The organism is Microbacterium aurantiacum (genome assembly GCF_002872075.1).
Classification (GTDB): Bacteria; Actinomycetota; Actinomycetes; order Actinomycetales; family Microbacteriaceae; genus Microbacterium; species Microbacterium aurantiacum_A.
The window spans coordinates 715,912-735,303 of record NZ_PGGU01000016.1 but is presented as its reverse complement, the minus strand read 5'-3'; the positions used below and the strand labels follow the sequence as shown (position 1 = coordinate 735,303).

General features: G+C 68.7%; 22 protein-coding genes. 10 read left to right on the top strand and 12 right to left on the bottom strand.

Annotated elements, in window-relative coordinates; all coding sequences use genetic code 11:
• The first annotated feature begins 111 nt into the window (after positions 1–111).
• Entirely contained in the window at positions 112–951 is an 840-nt protein-coding gene (locus CUR96_RS14305) for a DUF4097 family beta strand repeat-containing protein (RefSeq protein WP_102193936.1), read from the top strand.
• On the top strand, positions 948–1,574 hold the full coding sequence (locus tag CUR96_RS14300) for a PadR family transcriptional regulator (RefSeq protein ID WP_102193935.1): 627 nt from the start codon (positions 948–950) through the stop codon (positions 1,572–1,574). The genes CUR96_RS14305 and CUR96_RS14300 overlap by 4 nt, the downstream gene beginning before the upstream one ends.
• A 147-nt stretch (positions 1,575–1,721) precedes the next feature.
• On the opposite strand, the gene CUR96_RS14295 is transcribed toward CUR96_RS14300, so the two are convergent.
• Positions 1,722–2,267, bottom strand: a complete 546-nt coding sequence (locus CUR96_RS14295) for a universal stress protein (RefSeq protein ID WP_102194039.1) — start codon at positions 2,265–2,267, stop codon at positions 1,722–1,724.
• Between the two features lie 148 nt (positions 2,268–2,415).
• Between CUR96_RS14295 and CUR96_RS14290 the strand changes: the two genes are divergently transcribed.
• Entirely contained in the window at positions 2,416–2,601 is a 186-nt protein-coding gene (locus CUR96_RS14290) for a DUF3073 domain-containing protein (RefSeq protein WP_102193934.1), read from the top strand.
• A gap of 57 nt (positions 2,602–2,658) precedes the next feature.
• Here CUR96_RS14290 and CUR96_RS14285 read toward each other — a convergent pair whose 3' ends face one another.
• The 3 genes from CUR96_RS14285 to purM are packed head-to-tail and all read right to left on the bottom strand — an operon-like array spanning position 2,659 to position 6,599.
• Positions 2,659–3,978 (bottom strand): MFS transporter, encoded by a 1,320-nt coding sequence (locus CUR96_RS14285; protein WP_102193933.1) that lies wholly within the window; start codon positions 3,976–3,978, stop codon positions 2,659–2,661.
• Positions 3,975–5,450, bottom strand: a complete 1,476-nt coding sequence (purF, locus tag CUR96_RS14280) for an amidophosphoribosyltransferase (protein ID WP_102193932.1) — start codon at positions 5,448–5,450, stop codon at positions 3,975–3,977. The genes CUR96_RS14285 and purF overlap by 4 nt, the downstream gene beginning before the upstream one ends.
• 6 nt (positions 5,451–5,456) lie before the next feature.
• Positions 5,457–6,599: a phosphoribosylformylglycinamidine cyclo-ligase gene (gene purM / locus CUR96_RS14275; protein ID WP_102193931.1), complete on the bottom strand. Its 1,143-nt coding sequence runs from the start codon at positions 6,597–6,599 to the stop codon at positions 5,457–5,459.
• Positions 6,600–6,685: 86 nt separating this feature from the next.
• Here purM and CUR96_RS14270 point away from each other — a divergent pair, with 86 nt between their 5' ends.
• Positions 6,686–7,318, top strand: coding sequence for a zinc-binding alcohol dehydrogenase (locus CUR96_RS14270; protein ID WP_102193930.1), 633 nt, complete (start codon positions 6,686–6,688; stop codon positions 7,316–7,318).
• A 6-nt stretch (positions 7,319–7,324) separates the two neighbouring features.
• On the opposite strand, the gene CUR96_RS14265 is transcribed toward CUR96_RS14270, so the two are convergent.
• On the bottom strand, positions 7,325–7,639 hold the full coding sequence (locus CUR96_RS14265; protein ID WP_102193929.1) for a potassium transporter Trk: 315 nt from the start codon (positions 7,637–7,639) through the stop codon (positions 7,325–7,327).
• A gap of 53 nt (positions 7,640–7,692) precedes the next feature.
• Positions 7,693–8,061, bottom strand: a complete 369-nt coding sequence (locus CUR96_RS14260; protein WP_102193928.1) for a sterol carrier family protein — start codon at positions 8,059–8,061, stop codon at positions 7,693–7,695.
• A gap of 125 nt (positions 8,062–8,186) precedes the next feature.
• Here CUR96_RS14260 and CUR96_RS14255 point away from each other — a divergent pair, with 125 nt between their 5' ends.
• The 3 genes from CUR96_RS14255 to purD all read left to right on the top strand — a co-directional run bounded on the left by CUR96_RS14255 (position 8,187) and on the right by purD (position 10,719).
• Positions 8,187–8,657, top strand: a complete 471-nt coding sequence (locus CUR96_RS14255) for an ASCH domain-containing protein (RefSeq protein ID WP_102193927.1) — start codon at positions 8,187–8,189, stop codon at positions 8,655–8,657.
• Between the two features lie 42 nt (positions 8,658–8,699).
• Positions 8,700–9,371: an NUDIX hydrolase gene (locus tag CUR96_RS14250; protein ID WP_102193926.1), complete on the top strand. Its 672-nt coding sequence runs from the start codon at positions 8,700–8,702 to the stop codon at positions 9,369–9,371.
• 70 nt (positions 9,372–9,441) lie between these two features.
• Positions 9,442–10,719, top strand: a complete 1,278-nt coding sequence (purD, locus tag CUR96_RS14245; protein ID WP_102193925.1) for a phosphoribosylamine--glycine ligase — start codon at positions 9,442–9,444, stop codon at positions 10,717–10,719.
• Positions 10,720–10,858: 139 nt separating this feature from the next.
• Here purD and CUR96_RS14240 read toward each other — a convergent pair whose 3' ends face one another.
• From CUR96_RS14240 to CUR96_RS14220, 5 genes are all read right to left on the bottom strand, one after another.
• Positions 10,859–11,587: an amino acid ABC transporter ATP-binding protein gene (locus tag CUR96_RS14240; RefSeq protein WP_102193924.1), complete on the bottom strand. Its 729-nt coding sequence runs from the start codon at positions 11,585–11,587 to the stop codon at positions 10,859–10,861.
• Entirely contained in the window at positions 11,584–13,119 is a 1,536-nt protein-coding gene (locus CUR96_RS14235; RefSeq protein ID WP_245861291.1) for an amino acid ABC transporter substrate-binding protein/permease, read from the bottom strand. The genes CUR96_RS14240 and CUR96_RS14235 overlap by 4 nt, the downstream gene beginning before the upstream one ends.
• 58 nt (positions 13,120–13,177) lie before the next feature.
• On the bottom strand, positions 13,178–13,708 hold the full coding sequence (locus CUR96_RS14230; RefSeq protein ID WP_102193923.1) for a GNAT family N-acetyltransferase: 531 nt from the start codon (positions 13,706–13,708) through the stop codon (positions 13,178–13,180).
• A 49-nt stretch (positions 13,709–13,757) separates the two neighbouring features.
• On the bottom strand, positions 13,758–15,185 hold the full coding sequence (locus tag CUR96_RS14225) for an MFS transporter (protein ID WP_102194037.1): 1,428 nt from the start codon (positions 15,183–15,185) through the stop codon (positions 13,758–13,760).
• Between the two features lie 112 nt (positions 15,186–15,297).
• Positions 15,298–15,846: a GNAT family N-acetyltransferase gene (locus CUR96_RS14220; protein ID WP_102193922.1), complete on the bottom strand. Its 549-nt coding sequence runs from the start codon at positions 15,844–15,846 to the stop codon at positions 15,298–15,300.
• A gap of 90 nt (positions 15,847–15,936) precedes the next feature.
• Here CUR96_RS14220 and CUR96_RS14215 point away from each other — a divergent pair, with 90 nt between their 5' ends.
• From CUR96_RS14215 to CUR96_RS14205, 3 genes are all read left to right on the top strand, one after another.
• Positions 15,937–16,815: a phosphoribosylaminoimidazolesuccinocarboxamide synthase gene (locus CUR96_RS14215; protein ID WP_102193921.1), complete on the top strand. Its 879-nt coding sequence runs from the start codon at positions 15,937–15,939 to the stop codon at positions 16,813–16,815.
• A gap of 88 nt (positions 16,816–16,903) precedes the next feature.
• Positions 16,904–17,104, top strand: coding sequence for a dodecin family protein (locus CUR96_RS14210; RefSeq protein WP_102193920.1), 201 nt, complete (start codon positions 16,904–16,906; stop codon positions 17,102–17,104).
• Between the two features lie 117 nt (positions 17,105–17,221).
• Positions 17,222–18,562, top strand: coding sequence for a uracil-xanthine permease family protein (locus CUR96_RS14205; RefSeq protein ID WP_102193919.1), 1,341 nt, complete (start codon positions 17,222–17,224; stop codon positions 18,560–18,562).
• Positions 18,563–18,623: 61 nt separating this feature from the next.
• Here the strand turns inward: CUR96_RS14205 and CUR96_RS14200 are convergent, their stop codons facing one another.
• Positions 18,624–19,292, bottom strand: a complete 669-nt coding sequence (locus tag CUR96_RS14200) for a TetR/AcrR family transcriptional regulator (RefSeq protein ID WP_102193918.1) — start codon at positions 19,290–19,292, stop codon at positions 18,624–18,626.
• Between the last annotated feature and the right edge of the window lie 100 nt (positions 19,293–19,392).

Here is a 19,392-nt window from a genome sequence, read left to right as displayed (position 1 = left end):
ATGCAGCCATTTGCGCTCTCTGAACGCCTCCCGTCTTGACATACTCGCGATATATCGTGTTACTCTGGTTGCACGCGATATATCGCGAACCAAGACACAGGAGAAGCAGACATGACCGAGAAGTGGCTCATCGCCCCCGGCGAGGAACGCGTCATCGACATCGAATCCGCGACGCGCCTCAAGGTGGGCCTCGTCGGCGGACAGATCGACGTCATCGCGCACGACGAGCCGGGCATCCGCATCGAGGTGCACGGCGTCACCATCAAGGACCTCCGCATCGAGTCCAGTGGCGGCGAGGTCGAGATCGACCACCCCCAGCTGGGCTGGGACAACTTCCTCGAGGTGTTCCGGAACTTCGGCTCCGGCGGACCCCGCGCCGAAGTGAGCGTCGCCGTGCCTCGCGCGATCGCGCTCAACCTCGGAGTCGTCAGCGCCGGAGCCCTCGTCTCCGGGATCAGCAACGACACCCGTCTGAGCACGGTCTCCGGCGACATCATCGTCGACACGCTCATCGGCGATCTGACGGTGAACTCGGTCTCCGGCGACGTGCAGGTGCGCGGCCTCACCGGCACGCTCAGCGCCAACAGCGTCTCCGGCGATGTCGCGGTCATGGGCGCCGTGCGCAAGGCGACGATCGACACGGTCTCCGGCTCGGCCCTGGTGGATGCCGCCGGAGACGTCAACACGATCAACCTGAACACGGTCGCCGGTTCCAGCACCATCCGCCTCGACGAGTCGCTCCCCGCGAACTACGTGGCGCGCTCGCTGAGCGGCCGGATCCTGATCGACGGGGTCGAGCGCAGTTCCTCCGGCCCGAGCAACTACACCGGCTCGACCGGCGAGCTCGCCGGACGTTTCGTCGACGTGCGCGCCAACACGGTCTCCGGATCGATCACGGTGCTGCGCCGGGCGACGGCATCCGTCGCCGACGACGCGGAGTGGGAATCATGAGCCCCGCCGTCTTCTCGCACGGCGACCTGCGCCTGTACCTGCTGTCGCTTCTCGCCGAGGCGCCGCAGCACGGCTACGGCATCATCCAGGCCCTGACCGATCGCACCGGCGGCACCTACACGCCCAGCGCCGGCACCATCTATCCTCGGCTCGCGAAGCTCGAGGAGGAGGGCCTGGTGACGAAGACCGTCGACGGCCGCACCACGATCTACGCGATCACCGAGGCCGGTCGTGCGGAACTCGCCTCCCGTGAAGGGGATCTCGCCGGGATCGAATCGGGTCTCGCCGACTCCGTGCGGCTGATCGCCAACGAGGTGCGTCAGAGCGTGCAGGATGCCATGAAGAGCCTGCGCGCCGACCTCGCAGCGGCCGAGAAGGACGAGCGGAGCTCGGCGAAGGCACGACCTCGATCTGCTGCAGACAATGCACGCGTCTCCAGCCGCGAAGAGCTGCATCGCGCGGATGCCCTGATCAACGCGTTCCGTGCGCAGGTGCGCACCGACCTGCGCACGCATGTCGCGCGGGGCGGCGAGCTGCCGGCATCCGTCGTCACCGAGCTCGAGGGCGCACTGGATGCTGCCGCGCGCGGCGTCACGGTCGGATTGAACGCGCTCGGGCGCTGACCCCGCTCGGCGATCGTCTCGGCATCCCCGCCTCAGATCCGGCGTGCCGCCCGGGATCCGGATGAGTTCGCAGGAACTCTCCGCATCTCGGGCGGTTCCTCAGCCCTCTCCCGGGGCGGAGAGAAGACGACAGCGGATGCCGACGGCCTACGACTCGGGCCAGATCTCCTTCTGGTCGTCCGGCACCGGTTCGCCGAGCGGGACCACGAGGATCGAGCGATGCTGCCGGTGGGCGAGCCGCGCGGCGACAGAACCGGTGAAGAACTCCCTGATCGATTCGCCGATGCCGCGCTTGCGCGTGCCGACGACGATCAGCTGCGCATCGATCTTGTTCGCGAGCTGCTTGATCGCCAGAGCCGGGTCGCCCACGAGCTGCCGTGCCGTCCAGGTGACGCCGGTGCCGTCGAGCAGCTTCGCCGCCTCTTCCTGCACGGCGTCGAACTCCGCCGCGCCGACGTCGAGGTTGAGATCGATGGGAGCCGAGTGCACATACCCGTCCGGGTCCTCGTAGGTGACGAAGCGCGTGACGTCGACATGCACGACGACGAGCGGTGAACTCAGAAGGCGGGCGTAGCGAGCCGCTTCATCGACGACATGCCTGGCCTGGCCGGGCTGCATCCCGACGATCACCGCTTTCTGCAGCGCCGCGTTCTGCGCGGCTTCATCGGATGGAGTGGAGGTGTTGTCTGACATGAGGATCGATCCCTTCACCAGCCTGGCAGCGGCCAGAGGCCCTTACGCGCGTGCTATTCTGAATGCTACTCTTACCGGCCGCACGCCGGTGTCGTGAATGCGTCGGGCCTGAGTTTGCCCGCACCTCAACTCGTGAAGGGGGTCGCGCATGGGCCGTGGCCGTCAGAAGGCGAAGCACACCAAGATCGCCCGCGAACTCAAGTCGTACAGTCCGTCGGTGAACTACTCGGCGCTCGAGCGCGAGCTCGCGCACCCGAGCGACGAGAACGAGTACGTCGACAAGTGGGCAGATCAATACGAAGACGAAGACGAGGACGAGCTGGAGAAGGCGTAGCCACCTGTTCCTCGAGATCCCCCGTGCGCTGCACGGGGGATTCTTCGTTTCAGCGGGTCACCAGCGACCGTACCGGCGCTCCCACTCGTCCTCGATCGTCCGGCGACGCCCGGCGACGTAGCCCGCGGGCATCGCGATGACGATCACGGCGGCCACCACGATCAGCGGCACCTGCCAGCCGCCGGTGACCTCGTGCAGCAGGCCGATCAGCAGCGGGAAGACGGCGGCGATCGAGTAGCCGATGCTCTGCACGAATCCGCTCAGCGCGACGGCGCTCTCCGGCGTCCGGGCGCGGATGCTGAGCAGCACCAGGCTCAACGGGAACATGATCGCCGAGAGCCCGAAGATCATCACCCAGACGGCGAGCGCGACGGTGGGGATGAAGAACAGGCCGGCGAGCCCGACGAGCCCGGCACCGGCCGCGACGAAGAAGAGCGGTCTCGTCGCCTCGAACCGCACGACGAGGATCGGCACGACCATCGAGCACGGCAGCGCGACCAGAGCGAACAACGAGAGCAGGAAGCCGGCTGTCGCCGGCGTCACGCCGCCCACATCGACCAGCAGCGCCGGCAGCCAGGCGAACGACACGTACGCGATGGTCGACGAGGTGCCGAACACGAGGGCGAGCGCCCACGCCAGCGGGAGTCGCCACATGCGTCCGAAGACCCGGGGGTTCGCCGGAGCGACGGAGATCGGACCGGTGGCGACCTCGACGGCATCCGGCTCGAGGTGCGTCCGCGTGGTGATCACCTGAGGATCGGGCTCCGCGGCCGGCGAAAGGTCGGCGACAGCATCCGTCCGACCCTGGATCAGCAGCGTCAGCCACGGGATCAGGGCGAGCGCCGCACAGACGCCCCACATGCCCAGCGAGACCCGCCAGCCCAGCGTGTCGGCCACCGGAACGGCCAGCATCGGCGGCAGGAAGGTCGAGACGGCCATCATCGTGGAGTACAGCGTCATCATGACGCCGAGCCGATCGGGGAAGTACTTCTTCACCAACGGGGGCAGCAGCACGTTGCCGGAGCCGACACCGGCGAACACGAGCGCGGTGGCACCGAGCAATGTGGTCGCGTCGAACGCGAAGCCGCGCAGCAGCAGACCGGCCGCCATCACCGCGATCGCGACGACGGCGACCCGTTCCAGACCGAAGCGACGCTCGAACAGCGGCGTGAGAAGGCCGAAGACCGCGAAGCACACCGGCGGCGCTGCACCGATCAGCCCGATGACGACCGGCGACAACGTGAAGTCGCGATCGATGTGATCGACCACCGGCGACAGCGAGGCGACGGCCGATCGCAGCGAGAAGGCGACCAGCAGGATCCCCACCAGCGCGAGCGCCCGGCCTTTCCACAGCGGCCGCACACTCGCGTTCGTCATGAGGTCTGCGATCCTTCCACCCACGCCAGATACTCGTCGGAGACGGTGCCGGTGACATAGCGGCCGTCGAAGCAGCTCATGTCGAGCTCAGTCACGGCCGACCCTTCGGTGATCGCCGCCTTCAGGTCGTCAACCTCCTGGTAGACGAGGTGGTCGCAGCCCAGTTCCTCGGCGATCTCCGGGATGGTGCGGCCATGCGCGATGAGCTCGTGACGCGACGGCATGTTGATGCCGTACACGTGCGGATGCCGCACCGGAGGCGCAGCCGACGCGAAGGTGACCGATTTCGCACCGGCGTCGCGGGCCATCTGGATGATCTGCTTGCTCGTCGTGCCGCGCACGATCGAGTCGTCGATGAGAAGCACGTTCTTGCCCTGGAACTCCGTGGACATCGCGTTGAGCTTCTGCCGCACGCTCTTCTTGCGCACCGCCTGGCCGGGCATGATGAAGGTGCGTCCCACGTAGCGGTTCTTGTAGAAGCCCTCACGGTACTCGATCCCGAGCTTGCGGGCGACCTCCATGGCGGCGGGCCGCGACGAGTCGGGGATCGGCATGACGACGTCGATCTTGTCCATCGGCACGTGCTTGGCGATCGTGTCGGCGAGCCGGTCGCCCATCCGCAGACGCGACTCGTAGACCGAGATGCCGTTCATCACCGAGTCGGGACGGGCGAGGTAGACGTACTCGAACGCGCAGGGGGTGAGCTTGGGGTCCGCCGCGCACTGCTTGCTGTGCAGCTCGCCCTCGCTCGTGATGAACACCGCTTCGCCGGGCTCGATCTCGCGGACGACCTCGTAATCGGCGTTCTCCAGCACGAGCGACTCGCTGGCGACGACCCACTCGTCCCCCTGGGGGTTGCCATCCTGGTCGCGGCCGACGCGGTGTCCGAGGATGAGCGGGCGGATGCCGAAGGGATCGCGGAACGCGAGCAGACCATAGCCGGCGATCACGGCGATCACCGCATAGGCGCCTTCGATGCGCTCCTGGGTGCGGGCCACGGCCTCGAAGACGCGCTCCGGCTCGAGGTCCACGGCAGAGGTCGTGGACTGCAGTTCGCCGGCCAGCACGTTCAGCAGCAGCTCGGTGTCGCTGGACGAGTTCAAGTGCCGGCGGTCGCGCTGCGCCATGTCGGCGGTGAGCTCACGGGTGTTGGTGAGGTTGCCGTTGTGGATGAGGATGATGCCGTACGGTGCGTTCACGTAGAACGGCTGCATCTCCTCCTCGCTGGAGGCGGTCCCCTTGGTGGCGTAGCGCACGTGGCCGAGGCCGACATTGCCGAGCAGCGCGCGCATGTCACGGGTGCGGAACGCCTCGCGCACCATTCCCTGCGCTTTCGCGTTGTGCATGATGCCGTTGGGCTCCGCCGTGGCGATGCCCGTCGCATCCTGGCCGCGATGCTGCAGCAGCAGGAGTGCGTCGTAGATGTCCTGATTGACCGGGGCTGTCCCCACCATTCCGACGATGCCGCACATGGGGTGTTATTTCGCTCCGTCCGCGTACGCGCCGACCAGGCGCACCGCTCCGCCGTCGACGCCCTTGGCGCCCTGTTCGAATTCTCCGGCCGGCCGCGCGCCGAAGGCGGAGCCTTCGAGATGCACGGTTCCGACCTGCCACGCGGGCATGCCCTCGGCAGACAGCGCCGCGATCGCGGCATCCTTCTTGTCTGCGGCGATGACCGCGAGGAAGCCGATGCCGAGGTTCCACGTGCCCTCAGCGGACTCGAGAGTGGAACCGGCGATGTCGCTGAGCACGCGGAACACCGGGCTCGGCGACCATGTGCTGCGGTCCACCTCGGCCCAGCTGCCCTGTGGGAGCACGCGTGCGAGGTTCGCCGCGATGCCGCCGCCGGTGACGTGGCTGAGGGCGTGCACGCCGCCGCCGTGTCCGCCGCCGAGCGTCTCGATCAGGCGCAGCAGCGGTAGCGTGTAGAGGCGCGTCGGCTCGAGCAGAGCCTCACCCCAGGTCGTCCCGAAGTCGGCGGCGTTGTCGCCGTAGCCGATGCCGGCGCGGGTGACGATGTGGCGCACGAGAGAGAATCCGTTGGAGTGCAGACCGCTGGAGGCCACGGCGATGACGGCATCGCCGTCCTGCACACGATCGGCACCGAGGATGCCGTCGGCCTCGACGACGCCGGTCGCCGCACCCGCCACGTCGTAGTCGCGCGGCCCGAGCAGGCCGGGGTGCTCGGCGGTCTCGCCGCCGACGAGGGCGGTGCCGGTGGCCGAGCAGGCCTGGGCGATGCCGCGGACGATGTCGGCGATGCGCTCGGGGACGACCTTGCCGCAGGCGATGTAATCGGTCATGAAGAGCGGCTTCGCGCCTACCACGACGATGTCGTCGACGACCATGCCGACCAGATCCTGGCCGATCGTGTCATGCTTGTCGATGGCCTGCGCGATGGCGACCTTCGTGCCGACGCCGTCGGTGCTGCTGGCGAGCAGCGGACGCCGGTAGCCGAGAAGCGCGCTGGCGTCGAAGAGGCCGGCGAATCCGCCGACGCCCCCGAGCACTTCGGGGCCGTGCGTCGCGCGCACGGAGGACTTCATGAGTTCGACGGCCAGATCGCCTGCAGCGGTGTCGACACCTGCTGCGGCGTACGTGTTGGTGGGGGAGTCTGCCACCCCTCCAGCCTACCGCCCACGCGGAGGGCGGCACTCCGCCGAAAGAGACCCCCGACGCCCGGCACGGACGCGCCTACGATGGGGCCATGGCCGACAAGCCGCAGTGGCTGATCCGCGAGGACGCGAGCGTCCCCGTGCTCCTCGCGCTCGCTCTCCGGCAGACCCTCGGCGTGCGTCTGCCGGAGGACCTGCCGAGCCTTCGCGAGCTGCCCGTGCGAGCACCGGATGCGCCGGACGCCTCACCCGCGGTCGAGGCCCAGTGGCGCGACTACTGGGACATGACGGTCGAACCGCGCGCGCATCCATCCGGGGTGCCGCTCGAACTCGTCGACGGCTTCGAGACGCTGGTCGCCCTGCCGGCGACGGGAGCCGAAGAGCTGCGCGCGGCGATCGCCCCGCATGCGGAGTCGGCCCTCCGCTATGCACGATCGGCGCACGACCGCTACCTGCGCTCGATCCGCGGCTCGACGACCAGCAGATCCGGCGCCGCCCACCCCGGCGGCGATGCGTACCGCGCCTATGCGAGCGCGATCGCCGAGTTCGAACGCGAGATCGGGCGACGCGCGCACTCCTTCGAGCTGAACGTCCAGGTGCTGCCGTTCTCGCAGCGCGGGATCTGGTGGATCGGCGCGCTCACCGTCGCCGTCACCGACGGCATGCGGCGGGACGTCGTCGCATTCGATGCGGCGATCCGCCCGATCATCGCCGAACTGGCGTAGCCGCGGTCAGTCGGACTCGGTGATCGTCTCGCGGTCGACGCGGACGACACGATCGTGGCGCCGTCCGGCCCGCTCGAGGATCAGAGCGACGACCCCGCCGAGGGCGAGACCGATCGGCACCGTCCACAGCAGGGCGAAGCCGAACACCTGACTCGGCGGGTAGACGACATCGAGGGCGACGGACTCCTCGTAGCTCCCCGTCATGGTGATGATGCCGGCGGCGATGATGCCGAGCACGACGCCGATGCCCATGAACACGCCGTACCGCGGCACGCGGCGCATGGTCGCCTCGACGGTCTGGTGGGAATCGGTGGGAGCCATGGCTCCATTGTCCCACCGATCGGCGGCACCGGCGGTGGTGGGCGCCGCGACGCCTACGGGCGCAACGGCAGCACGTCGCTGAGGTCGGCGCGGGTGCCCGAGGCGCTGATGCGGCCGGATGCCGCGGCATCCGCCCAGCGCTCGGAACCCGTGGCGACCGCGATCCAGGTCGCGGCGTCCATCTCCACAACGTTCGGCGGTGTGCCTCGCGTGTGCCGGGGCCCCTGGATCACCTGGACCGCGCCGAACGGCGGCACGCGCACCTCGACGCTGTTCCCAGGAGCCTTCTCGTCGAGCAGCTGCAGCAGGTACCGGACGGCCGTCGCGAGTTCGGTGCGCGGCGGCTTCTCCCCTGCGGCATCCGCGGCGCGCACTCCGTCGAGCGCCGCTCGTCCGTCGCCCGTGTCGATCCTCTTGGCCATCGGTCGGTCATCCCTCCCCGCACACTGCGTCGTCCCGCCGACGCCGAGCCTAGCTGCGGGTACGGCCGCGCGGGAGCAGGTAGCGTGAGTGACCCGCCCCTCTCTCGAAAGCGGAGCCGACCAAGATGATCACCGCGTCCGCCGAAGCCGTCGCCTCGTTCTGGGCGCAGGCCCGCTCCCAGGTCCCAGAACTCCCCATCGACGCACCGGAGGCGTGGGCCTTCGGCTCGACGGTCGCACACGCCGACGGGCTGCTCGAACTCGTGCTCTCCGGCATCAAGACGGGCACAGCGTCGGCCGTGTGGGACTACGAGGCGGCGGGCGATCCTATGCCGACCGCCGGCGACCTCAGCATCATCCTTGACGGTGCGGCCGTGCCACGGGCGGTGATCCGCACCACGCTGGCGCGTGTGGTCCCGTTCGACGAAGTCGACGAAGCGCACGCGCATGCCGAGGGCGAAGGGGACCGCACTCTCCAGGCATGGCGCGAGATCCACGAACGCTACTGGCGGCAGCACTCCGAGAACCCGCACGGGTTCGCCCCGGACATGCCGGTTCTGTGCGAGCGGTTCGAACTCGTGCTTTCGGCGTCCTGATCCGCCCAGCCGCTGCAAGCTCGCGCGGATTAGGCTCTGACCATGAGCACGCCGCATCCGGAGGGGGCCCGCGCCCAGCTGCTCGCCGCGACCTCGGCCTATGACTGGAGCGGACGGTTCCCGCAGCTCGCGGACTCGGACGCCGCCCACGATGCGGCGGTACTCGTCCTCTTCGGCGTGCTGGACAGCATCCCGGCTCCGCCGTCCGACGCAGCCGTGGCCCGCGATCTCGACGTGCTGCTGCAGCGCCGCGCGTCGACGCTCTCCTCCCACCCCGGGCAGGTGTCGTTCCCCGGCGGACGCCGGGACCCGGGCGACGACGACGCCATCGCGACGGCGCTGCGCGAAGCACAGGAGGAGACCGGACTCGACCCGACCGGCGTCGAGGTGCTGGCGCGGCTGCCCGCGATCCCGCTGGCGGTCAGCAACAATCGGGTGACGCCCGTGCTTGCGTGGTGGCGTATGCCCTCCCGGGTCGCGGCCGTCGATCATGCCGAGACGGTCGAGGTGTTCCGGGTGCCGGTCGCCCGGCTGCTGGATCCGGCGACGCGGTACACGTCGGTTCGACAGCACGGCGACCTCACCTTCCGCGCACCGGCCTTCGACGTCGACGGCACGATCGTCTGGGGTTTCACGGCGATGGTGCTCGACGGCATCTTCGACGCGGCCGGCTGGACGGTGCCGTGGGACGTCGCCGACGAGCGGCCGGTCTGAGAGGCTCGCGGTTCACAACTCCGCAGTCACGGACCGAAACCCTGGCCGGCACCCTCGGTAGTCTGGACGGGTGAAGATCCTTGTCCTCGGTTCCGGTGCCCGTGAGCACGCGATCATCCTCGCCCTGCGCGCAGAGCAGACGCCGCACGACATCCTCGTCTCGCCCGGCAATGCCGGGATCGCGCAGGATGCCACCCCCGTCAGCGTCGACCCGCTCGACGGCGGCGCGGTCACCGCGTTCGCGAACGAGCACGCCATCGACCTCGTCGTGATCGGCCCCGAGGCGCCGCTCGTCGCCGGCGTCGCCGACGCGCTGCGCGCACATGGCATCCCCGTCTTCGGCCCGGGCAAGGCCGCCGCTGCGCTGGAGGGATCGAAGTCCTTCGCGAAGCGGGTGATGGATGCCGCGGGCGTGCCCACTGGGCGCGCCGTGCGCGCCACCACCGCCGCCGACATCGAAGCAGCTTTCGACGACCTCGGCGCTCCCTATGTCGTGAAGGCCGATGGACTCGCCGCAGGCAAGGGCGTCATCGTCACCTCGGACCGCGCCGAGGCGCTCGCCCACGCCGCGCACTATCTGCCGGCCGGCCCCGTGCTGATCGAGGAGTTCCTCTCCGGTCCCGAGGTCTCGCTCTTCTTCCTCAGCGACGGCGACACCGTGCGGGCGCTCAGCCCGGCGCAGGACTTCAAGCGCGCTCTCGACGGCGACGCCGGGCCCAACACCGGCGGCATGGGCGCATACTCGCCACTGCCCTGGCTGGACGATCAGTTCGGCAGCGAGCAGGCGTTCGTCGACGAGGTCACCCGCGATGTCGCCCTCCCCGTGATCCGTCAGCTCGATGCCGAGGGCACGCCGTTCATCGGCCTGCTGTACGCCGGGCTGATCCTCACCGACAAGGGCGTCCGCGTCATCGAGTTCAACGCCCGCTTCGGCGACCCCGAGACGCAGGTCGTGCTCCCCCGCCTGATCACGCCGCTCTCCGAGCTGCTGTTCGCCGCGGCATCCGGCACCCTCGAGGACCAGCCGCAGCCGTCGTTTTCCGACGACGTGGCGATCACCGTCGTGCTCGCCAGCGAGGGATATCCCGAGGCGCCGCAGACCGGCCGCCCGATCGAAGGACTGGCGGATGCCGGCGCCGTCGAGGGCGTCCGCGTCGTGCACGCCGCCACCGCCGGGCCGGATGCTCCCGGGGGCTCCTTGGTCGCGACCGGCGGCCGCGTGCTCAACGTCGTCGCCGTGGCATCCGACTTCCGCACGGCGCGCGAGCGCGCCTACGACGCGATCGGCCGCATCGGCCTCGACGGTTCGCACTTCCGCACCGACATCGCAGCGCGCGTCGCCGAGTAGCTCGCGCGGCGCCCCGTCGCCGAGTGCACGGCCTGTCGCCGAGTACACGGCTTCTTGACGTGGGTAGGCCGTGCACTCGGCGAGTTCCCGTGAACTCGGCGATGGAGGAGCACGGAAAGCCGCGCCAGCGCGCGCGGGCTCAGAGCACCTTGGAGAGGAAGTCCTTCAGACGCTCGTTCTTCGGAGCGCCGAACAGCTCGGCGGGCGGGGCCTCCTCGACCACCACACCGCCGTCCATGAACACGGTGCGACCGGAGACCTCGCGGGCGAAGCCCATCTCGTGCGTCACGAGGACCATGGTCATACCGCCGGACGCGAGGTCCCGGATCACCTGCAGCACCTCACCGACCATCTCGGGGTCGAGCGCGCTCGTCGCTTCATCGAAGAGCATGATCTCGGGATCCATCGCCAGGGCGCGGGCGATCGCGACCCGCTGCTTCTGACCGCCGGAGAGGGACGCCGGCTTCGCATCCGCCTTCTCCTCGAGTCCGACGCGGGCGAGCAGCGAGAGCGCCCGCTCGCGGGCCCCGGCTTTGGAGAGCCGCCCGAGCTCGATGGGCGCGAGGGTGATGTTCTCGAGCACCGTCATGTGCGGGAACAGGTTGAAGTGCTGGAAGACCATGCCGATGCGCTGACGCACCTCATCGAGCTTCACGCTCTTGTCGGTGAGGTCGACCCCGTCGATGACGACGTGACCGGAGGTGGGCTCCTCGAGCTTGTTGAGGCAGCGCAGCAGCGTGGACTTGCCCGATCCTGACGGGCCGATGACCGCGATGACCTCGCCGTCCTCGACCGTCAGGTCGATGCCCTTGAGCACGTGGTTGTCGCCGAACGACTTGTGCAGGTCTCTGACGTCGATCTTGCTCATGCGTTGAACTTCCTCTCCAGGCGGTTCGCGAGCAGCGTGAGGAGCGTGATCACGACGAAGTAGATGACGGCGACGATCGTCAGCACCTGGGCTGACAGGTACGTCGAGGCGATGATCTGGCGGGACACGAACGTCAGCTCGGCGAGTCCGATCACGCTGATCAGCGACGTGTCCTTGAGGGTGATGATGCCCTGATTGACGAACGACGGGATCATGATGCGGAAGGCCTGGGGCAGGACGACCTTCTGCATCGTCTTCCAGTGCCCGAGGCCGAGGGAGCGCGATGCCTCGGACTGACCCGGGTCGACCGCCTGGATGCCGCCGCGGATGATCTCGGTCATGTACGCACCGGTGTTCAGCGAGAGCGTGATCGCGCCGGCGACGAAGGGGTTGAACGTGAGTCCGGGGAACAGTTGCGGGATGGCGAAGAACACGAAGAACGCCTGCACGAGGATCGGCGTGCCTCGGAAGACGTACACGTACGCGGTGGCCAGCCAGCGGAACGGCGCGAAGGCCGATACTCGCCCGAAGCCGAAGATGAGACCGAGGATGAACGCCGCCACGATCGCGACGATGGTCGCGAGGATCGTGAGCCAGAGGCCTTCCATCAGCGCCGGCCAGTACTTCACGGCCACCGAGAAGATGTCGGTCGCCTGCGCCGACACCTCACCGCCGGCCAGGTAGGTGTCGACGATCTTGTCGTAGTCACCCGAGGCCTGGAGATTCTCCAGTCCGGCGTTGAACATCTCGATCAGCTCGGGGTTCTGCCCCTTGTTGACCGCGAAACCGTACTCACCGCCGAGCTCCGGCTCGCCGATGAGGCGGAAGCCCGATCCCTGCTGGATGCCGTACGCCAGCACGGGGAAGTCCTCGAAGTAGCCGACAGCCTGGCCGGCCTTGACGGCGTCCACCATGTCGGTGGTGTCCTGATAGGGCGTGACGCGGAAGCCGTACTTCTCCTGGTTCTCCTCCGCGAAGGTCTGTCCCTGCGTCCCCGTCTTGACCGCCACGGCCTCGCCGTCGAGGTCGTCGAGCGACTGGATGTCGCTCGTCTCGAGGACTCCGAGCTGGATGCCGCTGGTGAAGTACGGCTCGCTGAAGTCGAAGGTCTTCTCGCGCTCCTCGGTGATCGACATGCCCGCCATGACGGCATCGACCTGATTGGCCTGCAGCGCCTGGACGGCCGCGTCGAATCCGAGCTGGCGGATCTCGACCTCGAAGCCCTGATCCTTCGCGATGGCGCGGAGCAGATCCATGTCGATGCCGACGAGGTCGCCGTTCTCGTCGGTGAACTCGAACGGTGCGAAGGTCGTGTCGGTTCCGATGACGTAGGTCTCGGTGTCAGCCGCTGTGGCGGCGGATGCTCCGCCGAGCAGCGCGCCGGCCGCGATGAACGCCGTGAGCGCCATCACCCCGACGGTGCGTCCGAGCGTGCGCAGGCGCGCGGGCGCAGGAGAGGGATTGGGGATCACGACGGATGCTCCTCGGATCGGATCGGCGACAGATGTGCTGCCGGGATGGTCGTCGACCAACCACCCTATCCGGCGACGGCGTGTCGCCCGTGCCGCCGGTCCGCTCCGGCTGCGCCTGCTACAACGTGATCCAGTAGCGGCGCATCAGTCCGTGTCCGCGGGCCGACTGGTCCGTGACGTCCTGCAGCACGCCGCCGGCACGCTCGATCGTGCGAGCCGATCCGATGTTGTCGTCATCGCACGTCAGCAGCACTCGTTCGAGCCCGACCTCCCGAGCGCGCTCCAGGCTCAGCGCGAGCCCAGCCGATGCATATCCCCGGCGCCGGCGGGATTCCCTGACCGCGTAGCCGATGTGGCCGCCGACCTCGCGGAGATAGTCGTTCAGCTCGTGACGGAACGACAGCGTGCCCACGACCTCTGCGCCATCGACGATCCAGTACATGTCGTCGCGCACGAACCCCGCCGGCAGCTCCGCGTGCGGGTCGGCGAACAGCGTGGCCTTCGTGATGAGCGCATCGAGCGTGGCCCGGTCGGGGGTCACCGGAGCGGTCAGCCCCGAGCCGTCGATGTGGCCATCGCCGAATTCAGCCATGGCCGATGACCAGCTGTCGAACAGTTCGGTGGTGGGGCGGATGAGAGCGATCGTCATCGCCTCAGCCCAGCAGACGAATGCGGCGAGCGCAAACCGACGCGGCCGTCTAGCGGAGGTCGACCGCGGAAGACGGCTTGCCGCGCAGGAACAGCACCGCGATCACCCCGACCAGGATGAGCACTGCCGGCATCAGCATCGTCTGCGCCATCGCATCCGCGAACGGCGCGGCCACCGCCGGCGGCAGGGAACCGCCGCCCATGCCACCGGGTGCATCGCCCGCGCCGGGAAGGTTCGCCTCGATGCGGCTCTGCATGAACGCCGCGATCGCGGCCGACCCGAGCACCGAGCCGACGGTCCGGGTGGTGTTGTAGATGCCGGCGCCGGCACCGGCCTGGAACCGAGGCAGGTTTCGCGTGGCCGTGGTGGCCAGCGGCCCCCACATGCCGGCGTTCCCGACCCCGAGGATCGCCGACGGCACGAGCAGCCACGCAGTGTCGACCTCGGTGTTCATCAGGAAGGCGAACAGGAACAACGACGCGGAGACGAGCAGCAGCCCCGGCACGAGCATGATCCGCGGATCGATGCGGTCGAGCACCTTCCCGGCGAACGGCGAAAGCACGCCGGCGGCGACCGCCATCGGGATCATGAGCAGTGCCGCCTCGGTCGGCGTGAGTCCGCGGGCCAACTGGAGAAAGAACATCAGCGGCAGCGACATGCTCGTCACGGTGAAGCCGACGGTCGCGATCGCGACGTTCGACCACGAGAAGTTGCGGTCGCGGAACAGCGCCATCGGCACCAGGGGCTCCGTCTTGGTGCGCGCCTGGTACCAGAGGAAGAGCGCGAGCACGACGACTCCGGCGGCGATGAGCCCCCACACCGAGATGGGGCCCCAGATCATCCCCCAGTCGTGCGCCTCCCCCTCCTGCAGTCCGAAGACGATGAGGAAGAGCGCCGCCGCGCTGAGGAACACCCCGGGAATGTCGAAGCGGTGCGGATGCGTCTCGAGCTTCGGCACCAGCAGCAGGGCGAGCACGAAGCCCAGGATGCCGATGGGGAGGTTCACGAAGAAGATCGCCTCCCACCCGAAGGCGTCGACCAGCAGTCCGCCCGCCAGCGGCCCGACGAGCATCGCGACGCCGGACGTGCCTCCCCACAGCCCCATCGCCGCGCCTCGGCGGTCGGGCGGGAAGGTGCGGGTGATCACGGCCATCGTCTGCGGGGTCATGCACGCCGCCCCCAGGCCCTGTGCCGCGCGCGCCACGATCAGGCCTTCCAGGGTGGTCGACAGCCCGCACCACAGCGAGGCGAGCGTGAAGACCGCGAGACCGATCAGGTAGATGTTCTTCGGTCCGAAACGGTCGCCAAGCCTGCCGGTGATCAGGAGCGGCACCGCGTAGGCCAGCAGATAGGCGCTGGTCACCCAGACGACGTTGTCGAAGTTGTTCGTGTCCGGATCGAGCGCGGCCTTGATCGCGGGGTTCGCCACCGACACGATCGTCGTGTCGACGAGGATCATGAAGAACCCGATCACCATCGCCCACAGCGCCGGCCACGGGCTGCTCGGCTGCAGGATCGAACCGGTCGTCGTGCGTTCGGGGGAGGTCACGGCGCAACGCTACACCCGCCATCCGACCCGCATCGGACCGCTACCGCAGCGTCGCGGCGAGCTGCTCCGGGGTCATCTCCCGATCGGCGTAGACCAGGCGCGTCACCGACGGGTCGGGGTTGCCGGCATCCGGCCCGCGGTGCACCAGGCGCAGCCCGAGCTTCTCGGCCACCCGGCCGGAGGCGCGATTGTGCTCGACCAGGAAGGCGATGATCGGGCGGTCCGGATCGATCTCCCGTGCGTGCTCGACGGCGGCACCGGCGATCTCGGTCGCATAGCCATGGCCGTGATGATCGGCGGCGATCCGGTATCCCACGTTCCACACCGCATCGTGCAGCAGTGAGCAGCCGCCGTTGCCGATCACCTCCCCCGTGCTGCGCAGCCGCACCACCGACGATCCCAGTCCCGCTTCCTTCCAGCTGCGCTCCCAGCGTTCCATCATCGCCACGGTCGTGGCGATGTCGGTGTGCCGCAGGCTCGGGAAGTGCGTCCACACTCTGGGGTCCGCATTGATCGCGTGAACGGCGTCGATATCTGCGGGGGTCGGGCGGGACAATCGCAGGCGCGCGGTGAGGAAGTCGTCGGGCACGGTTCCAGGGTAGACACCGCAGGCGGGAGTCTCGCGCGGAGTCTGAGTCCCGGAGAACGGCGGAACGGACCGAACCGGGATAATGGCAGGGTGAGCACTCCTTCTGAAGGCACGGCGCAGAGCATCCCCGGCTGGCGGCACATCTATTCCGGCAAGGTGCGCGACCTGTTCGCGTCGGAGGATCCTGCGGACACCCGCATCCTCGTCGTCGCCAGTGATCGGGTCAGCGCGTTCGACTTCGTGCTCTCGCCCGGCATCCCAGAGAAGGGCGCACTGCTGACGCGGCTCAGTCGGTGGTGGTTCGCACAGCTCTCCGATGTGCCGAATCATCTCGCCGAGGGCGACATCCCGGCATCCGTCGCCGAGCGGGCGATGCTCGCGCAGTCGCTCGAGATGCTGCCCATCGAATGCGTGGTGCGCGGGTACATCACCGGCTCCGGATGGCTCGAGTACCAGAAGAGCGGCACCGTCTGCGGCATCCCGCTGCCCGAGGGCCTGCAGAACGGCGACCGCCTGCCGGAGCCGCTGTTCACCCCCGCGTACAAGGCTCCGATGGGTGAGCACGACGAGAACATCACGTTCGAGCAGACCGTCGAGCTGGTCGGAGGGGAGCGCGCCACCGAGCTGCGCGAACTGTCGCTGGCGATCTATGCGCGCGCCGCGGCGATCGCCGAGGAGAAGGGCCTGATCCTCGCCGACACGAAGTTCGAGTTCGGGACGGATGCCGATGGCACCCTGCGCCTCGCCGACGAGGTGCTCACCAGCGACTCGTCGCGGTACTGGGATGCCGAGTCCTGGCGCACCGGTTCGACGCCGAGCGAGCGGATGGCGAGCTTCGACAAGCAGATCGTCCGCGACTGGCTGGCCGCGAACTGGGACCAGGAAGGCGAACCGCCTGTGCTCCCCGAGGACATCGTCGAGCGCACGGCCGGCCGGTATCGCGAACTGATCGAGCGCCTGGGGGCCTGACCCGTCCGGCCCGATCCGCGCTGCCTCTTGCGGACACAGCGGATTGGGCGTTGCATGGGACCTCCACACGCCGTCAAGGAGGATTGCCATGTCCGTAGCACGTGTCACCACCATCACCGCCCGCTCGACGACGAGCTTCGAGGATGCCGTCCGACTCGGAATCGAGAGGTCGAGCGAAACGCTGCGGAATGTGAGCGGCGCCTGGGTGAAGGAGCACAAGGTCAGCGTCAGCGACGGTGCGATCACCGACTGGCAGGTGACGCTCGAGGTCACCTTCGTCCTCGACTGACGCCGCGAGCGACGCGCGCCGGGCTGGGCCGCTCGGCGTGATCGTCGCGCCATTCGGCTGTGCCCCGCGAGCCGATAGTGTTTCCCCAGTCTTCACCCCCGACTCTGAGGAGCACGCATGCCGCTGTGGAACCTGCACGGAAACGGCCGGACCGTCGAGCCCGGCGCCGTCGTCCGGCCCGACGAGCGCCTGAACTGGCCGGCCACGATCGCGATCGGCGTGCAGCACGTCATCGCGATGTTCGGCGCGACGTTCCTGGTTCCGATCCTGACCGGCTTCCCGGTCTCGACGACGCTGCTGTTCTCGGGCCTCGGCACCCTGCTGTTCCTGCTGCTCACCCGCAACCGCCTGCCCAGCTACCTCGGCTCCTCGTTCGCGTTCATCGCCCCGATCACGGCGCTCAACGCCGGTCAGGCGCTCGAGTCGGCGGAGCAGATCACGCAAGCGCTCCTCGGGGTCGTGGCGGCGGGCGTACTGCTCGCCCTCGTCGGCTTCCTGGTGCAGGCCGTCGGCACCGGATGGATCGACCGTCTCATGCCCCCGGTGGTGGCCGGCTCCATCGTCGCGCTGATCGGGTTCAACCTCGCGCCGGCCGCGTGGAACAACTTCCAACAGCAGCCGGAGCTCGCCACCGTGACGCTGGCCGCCGTGGTGATCTTCAGCGTGCTGTTCCGCGGCTTCCTGGGGCGGATCTCGATCTTCCTCGGCGTCATCGTCGGTTACGTCGTCGCCCTCTTCACCGGCCAGGTGAAGTTCGACGGGGTCGCCGAGGCGGCCTGGGTCGGCCTGCCCGATTTCCACCTCGCCGCAGTCGGCGACCCGGTGGCCTGGGGCCTCGTGCCGATGTTCCTGCCCGTCGTGCTGGTGCTCATCGCCGAGAACGTCGGACACGTCCGTGGCGTCGCGACCATGACGAACGATCCGTCGATTAACACGCACACCGGCCGGGCCCTCGTCGCCGACGGCGTCGCGACTGCCCTCGCCGGCGGCTTCGGCGGCTCGGGGACGACGACCTACGGGGAGAACATCGGCGTGATGGCGGCGACCCGCGTCTACTCGACCGCGGCGTACTGGGTGGCCGGCATCGTCGCGATCCTGCTCGCCTTCTCGCCGAAGGTCGGCGTCATCTTCAACACGATCCCCGCCGGCGTGCTCGGCGGGGTGACCACCGCCCTGTACGGCCTGATCGGCGTCATCGGCATCAAGATCTGGGTGGACAACCGCGTCGACTTCTCGCGCCCGGTCAACCAGTACACGGTCGCCGTGTCGTTCGTCATCGCGATCGCCGGCTTCGCGATGAGCTGGGGCAGCTTCCAGCTCGGCGCGATCGTGCTCGGCACGGTCGCAGCCCTGCTGATCTACCACCTGGGCAACGCGATCGCTCGCTGGCGCAAGACCGGCGCCGATGACGGCGGCCCGATCCCGGCTGTGGGTCCTCTCGGCGGAGACCCGGCTTAAGGTTCGCAACGGCGACAGGGCCCCGGATGCCTTCGGCCGAGGCATCGGGAACTTCCCGTTCTCAGAACCCGGCTGAATCCGCGGCGCGGGGTCTCGGCTCGGCCCCTGGAACAGGTTTCTGCCCGGGGGCGAGCGGGAGCGGCTCGTGCGGTTGGGGCAGACCGTAGATCCGGTAGACCCATCGGCGGGATGCTTCCAGCGGGTAGGTGTGCCCGTAGACCGCGTACTTCACGATGATGCCCTCGAGCGTGGTGCGCAGCATGATCTCCTCGACGGCAGGGTCGTCGTCGCCGCGCTCCCGGAAGATCCCGCGCACGGTGTCCTCCGCCGTGTGCACCGCTGCAGCGTGCCGTTCCTCGGATTCGGCGAAGAGTCGATGCGTAGACGGCTGCTGCTGCATCGCGAGAACGGCGCGCTGCAGCGGCAACACGAAGGCCGTGGCCATCAGTGCGCCGTCGATCACGCCGGCCAACCGCGCATTCGCATCGCCTTCGACCTGGGAGAGCCCGAGGACCATCTCGAACCAGCGGTCGATCACGGCGGCGACCAGCTGCTCCTTGCCGCCGAAGTAGTAGTTGACCAGGCCCTGGGCGACGCCGGCTCTACGCGTGATCTCGGCGATGCTCGCCCCGTCGACGCCGCGTTCGCTGAACAGATCGATGGCCGCCGACAGAATGCTCTCGCGAGAACGTTCGCGCGCCAGACGATTCTGCTCTTCGGAGCGGACCATGCGGCATCCTCCTCTGCGAGTCGCCGGGGCTTCTGGAACGGGTTCCCTCCGTATAGATTACTCATTGAATAGCCATTCAATCTAAGCGCGAGTTCCGTCC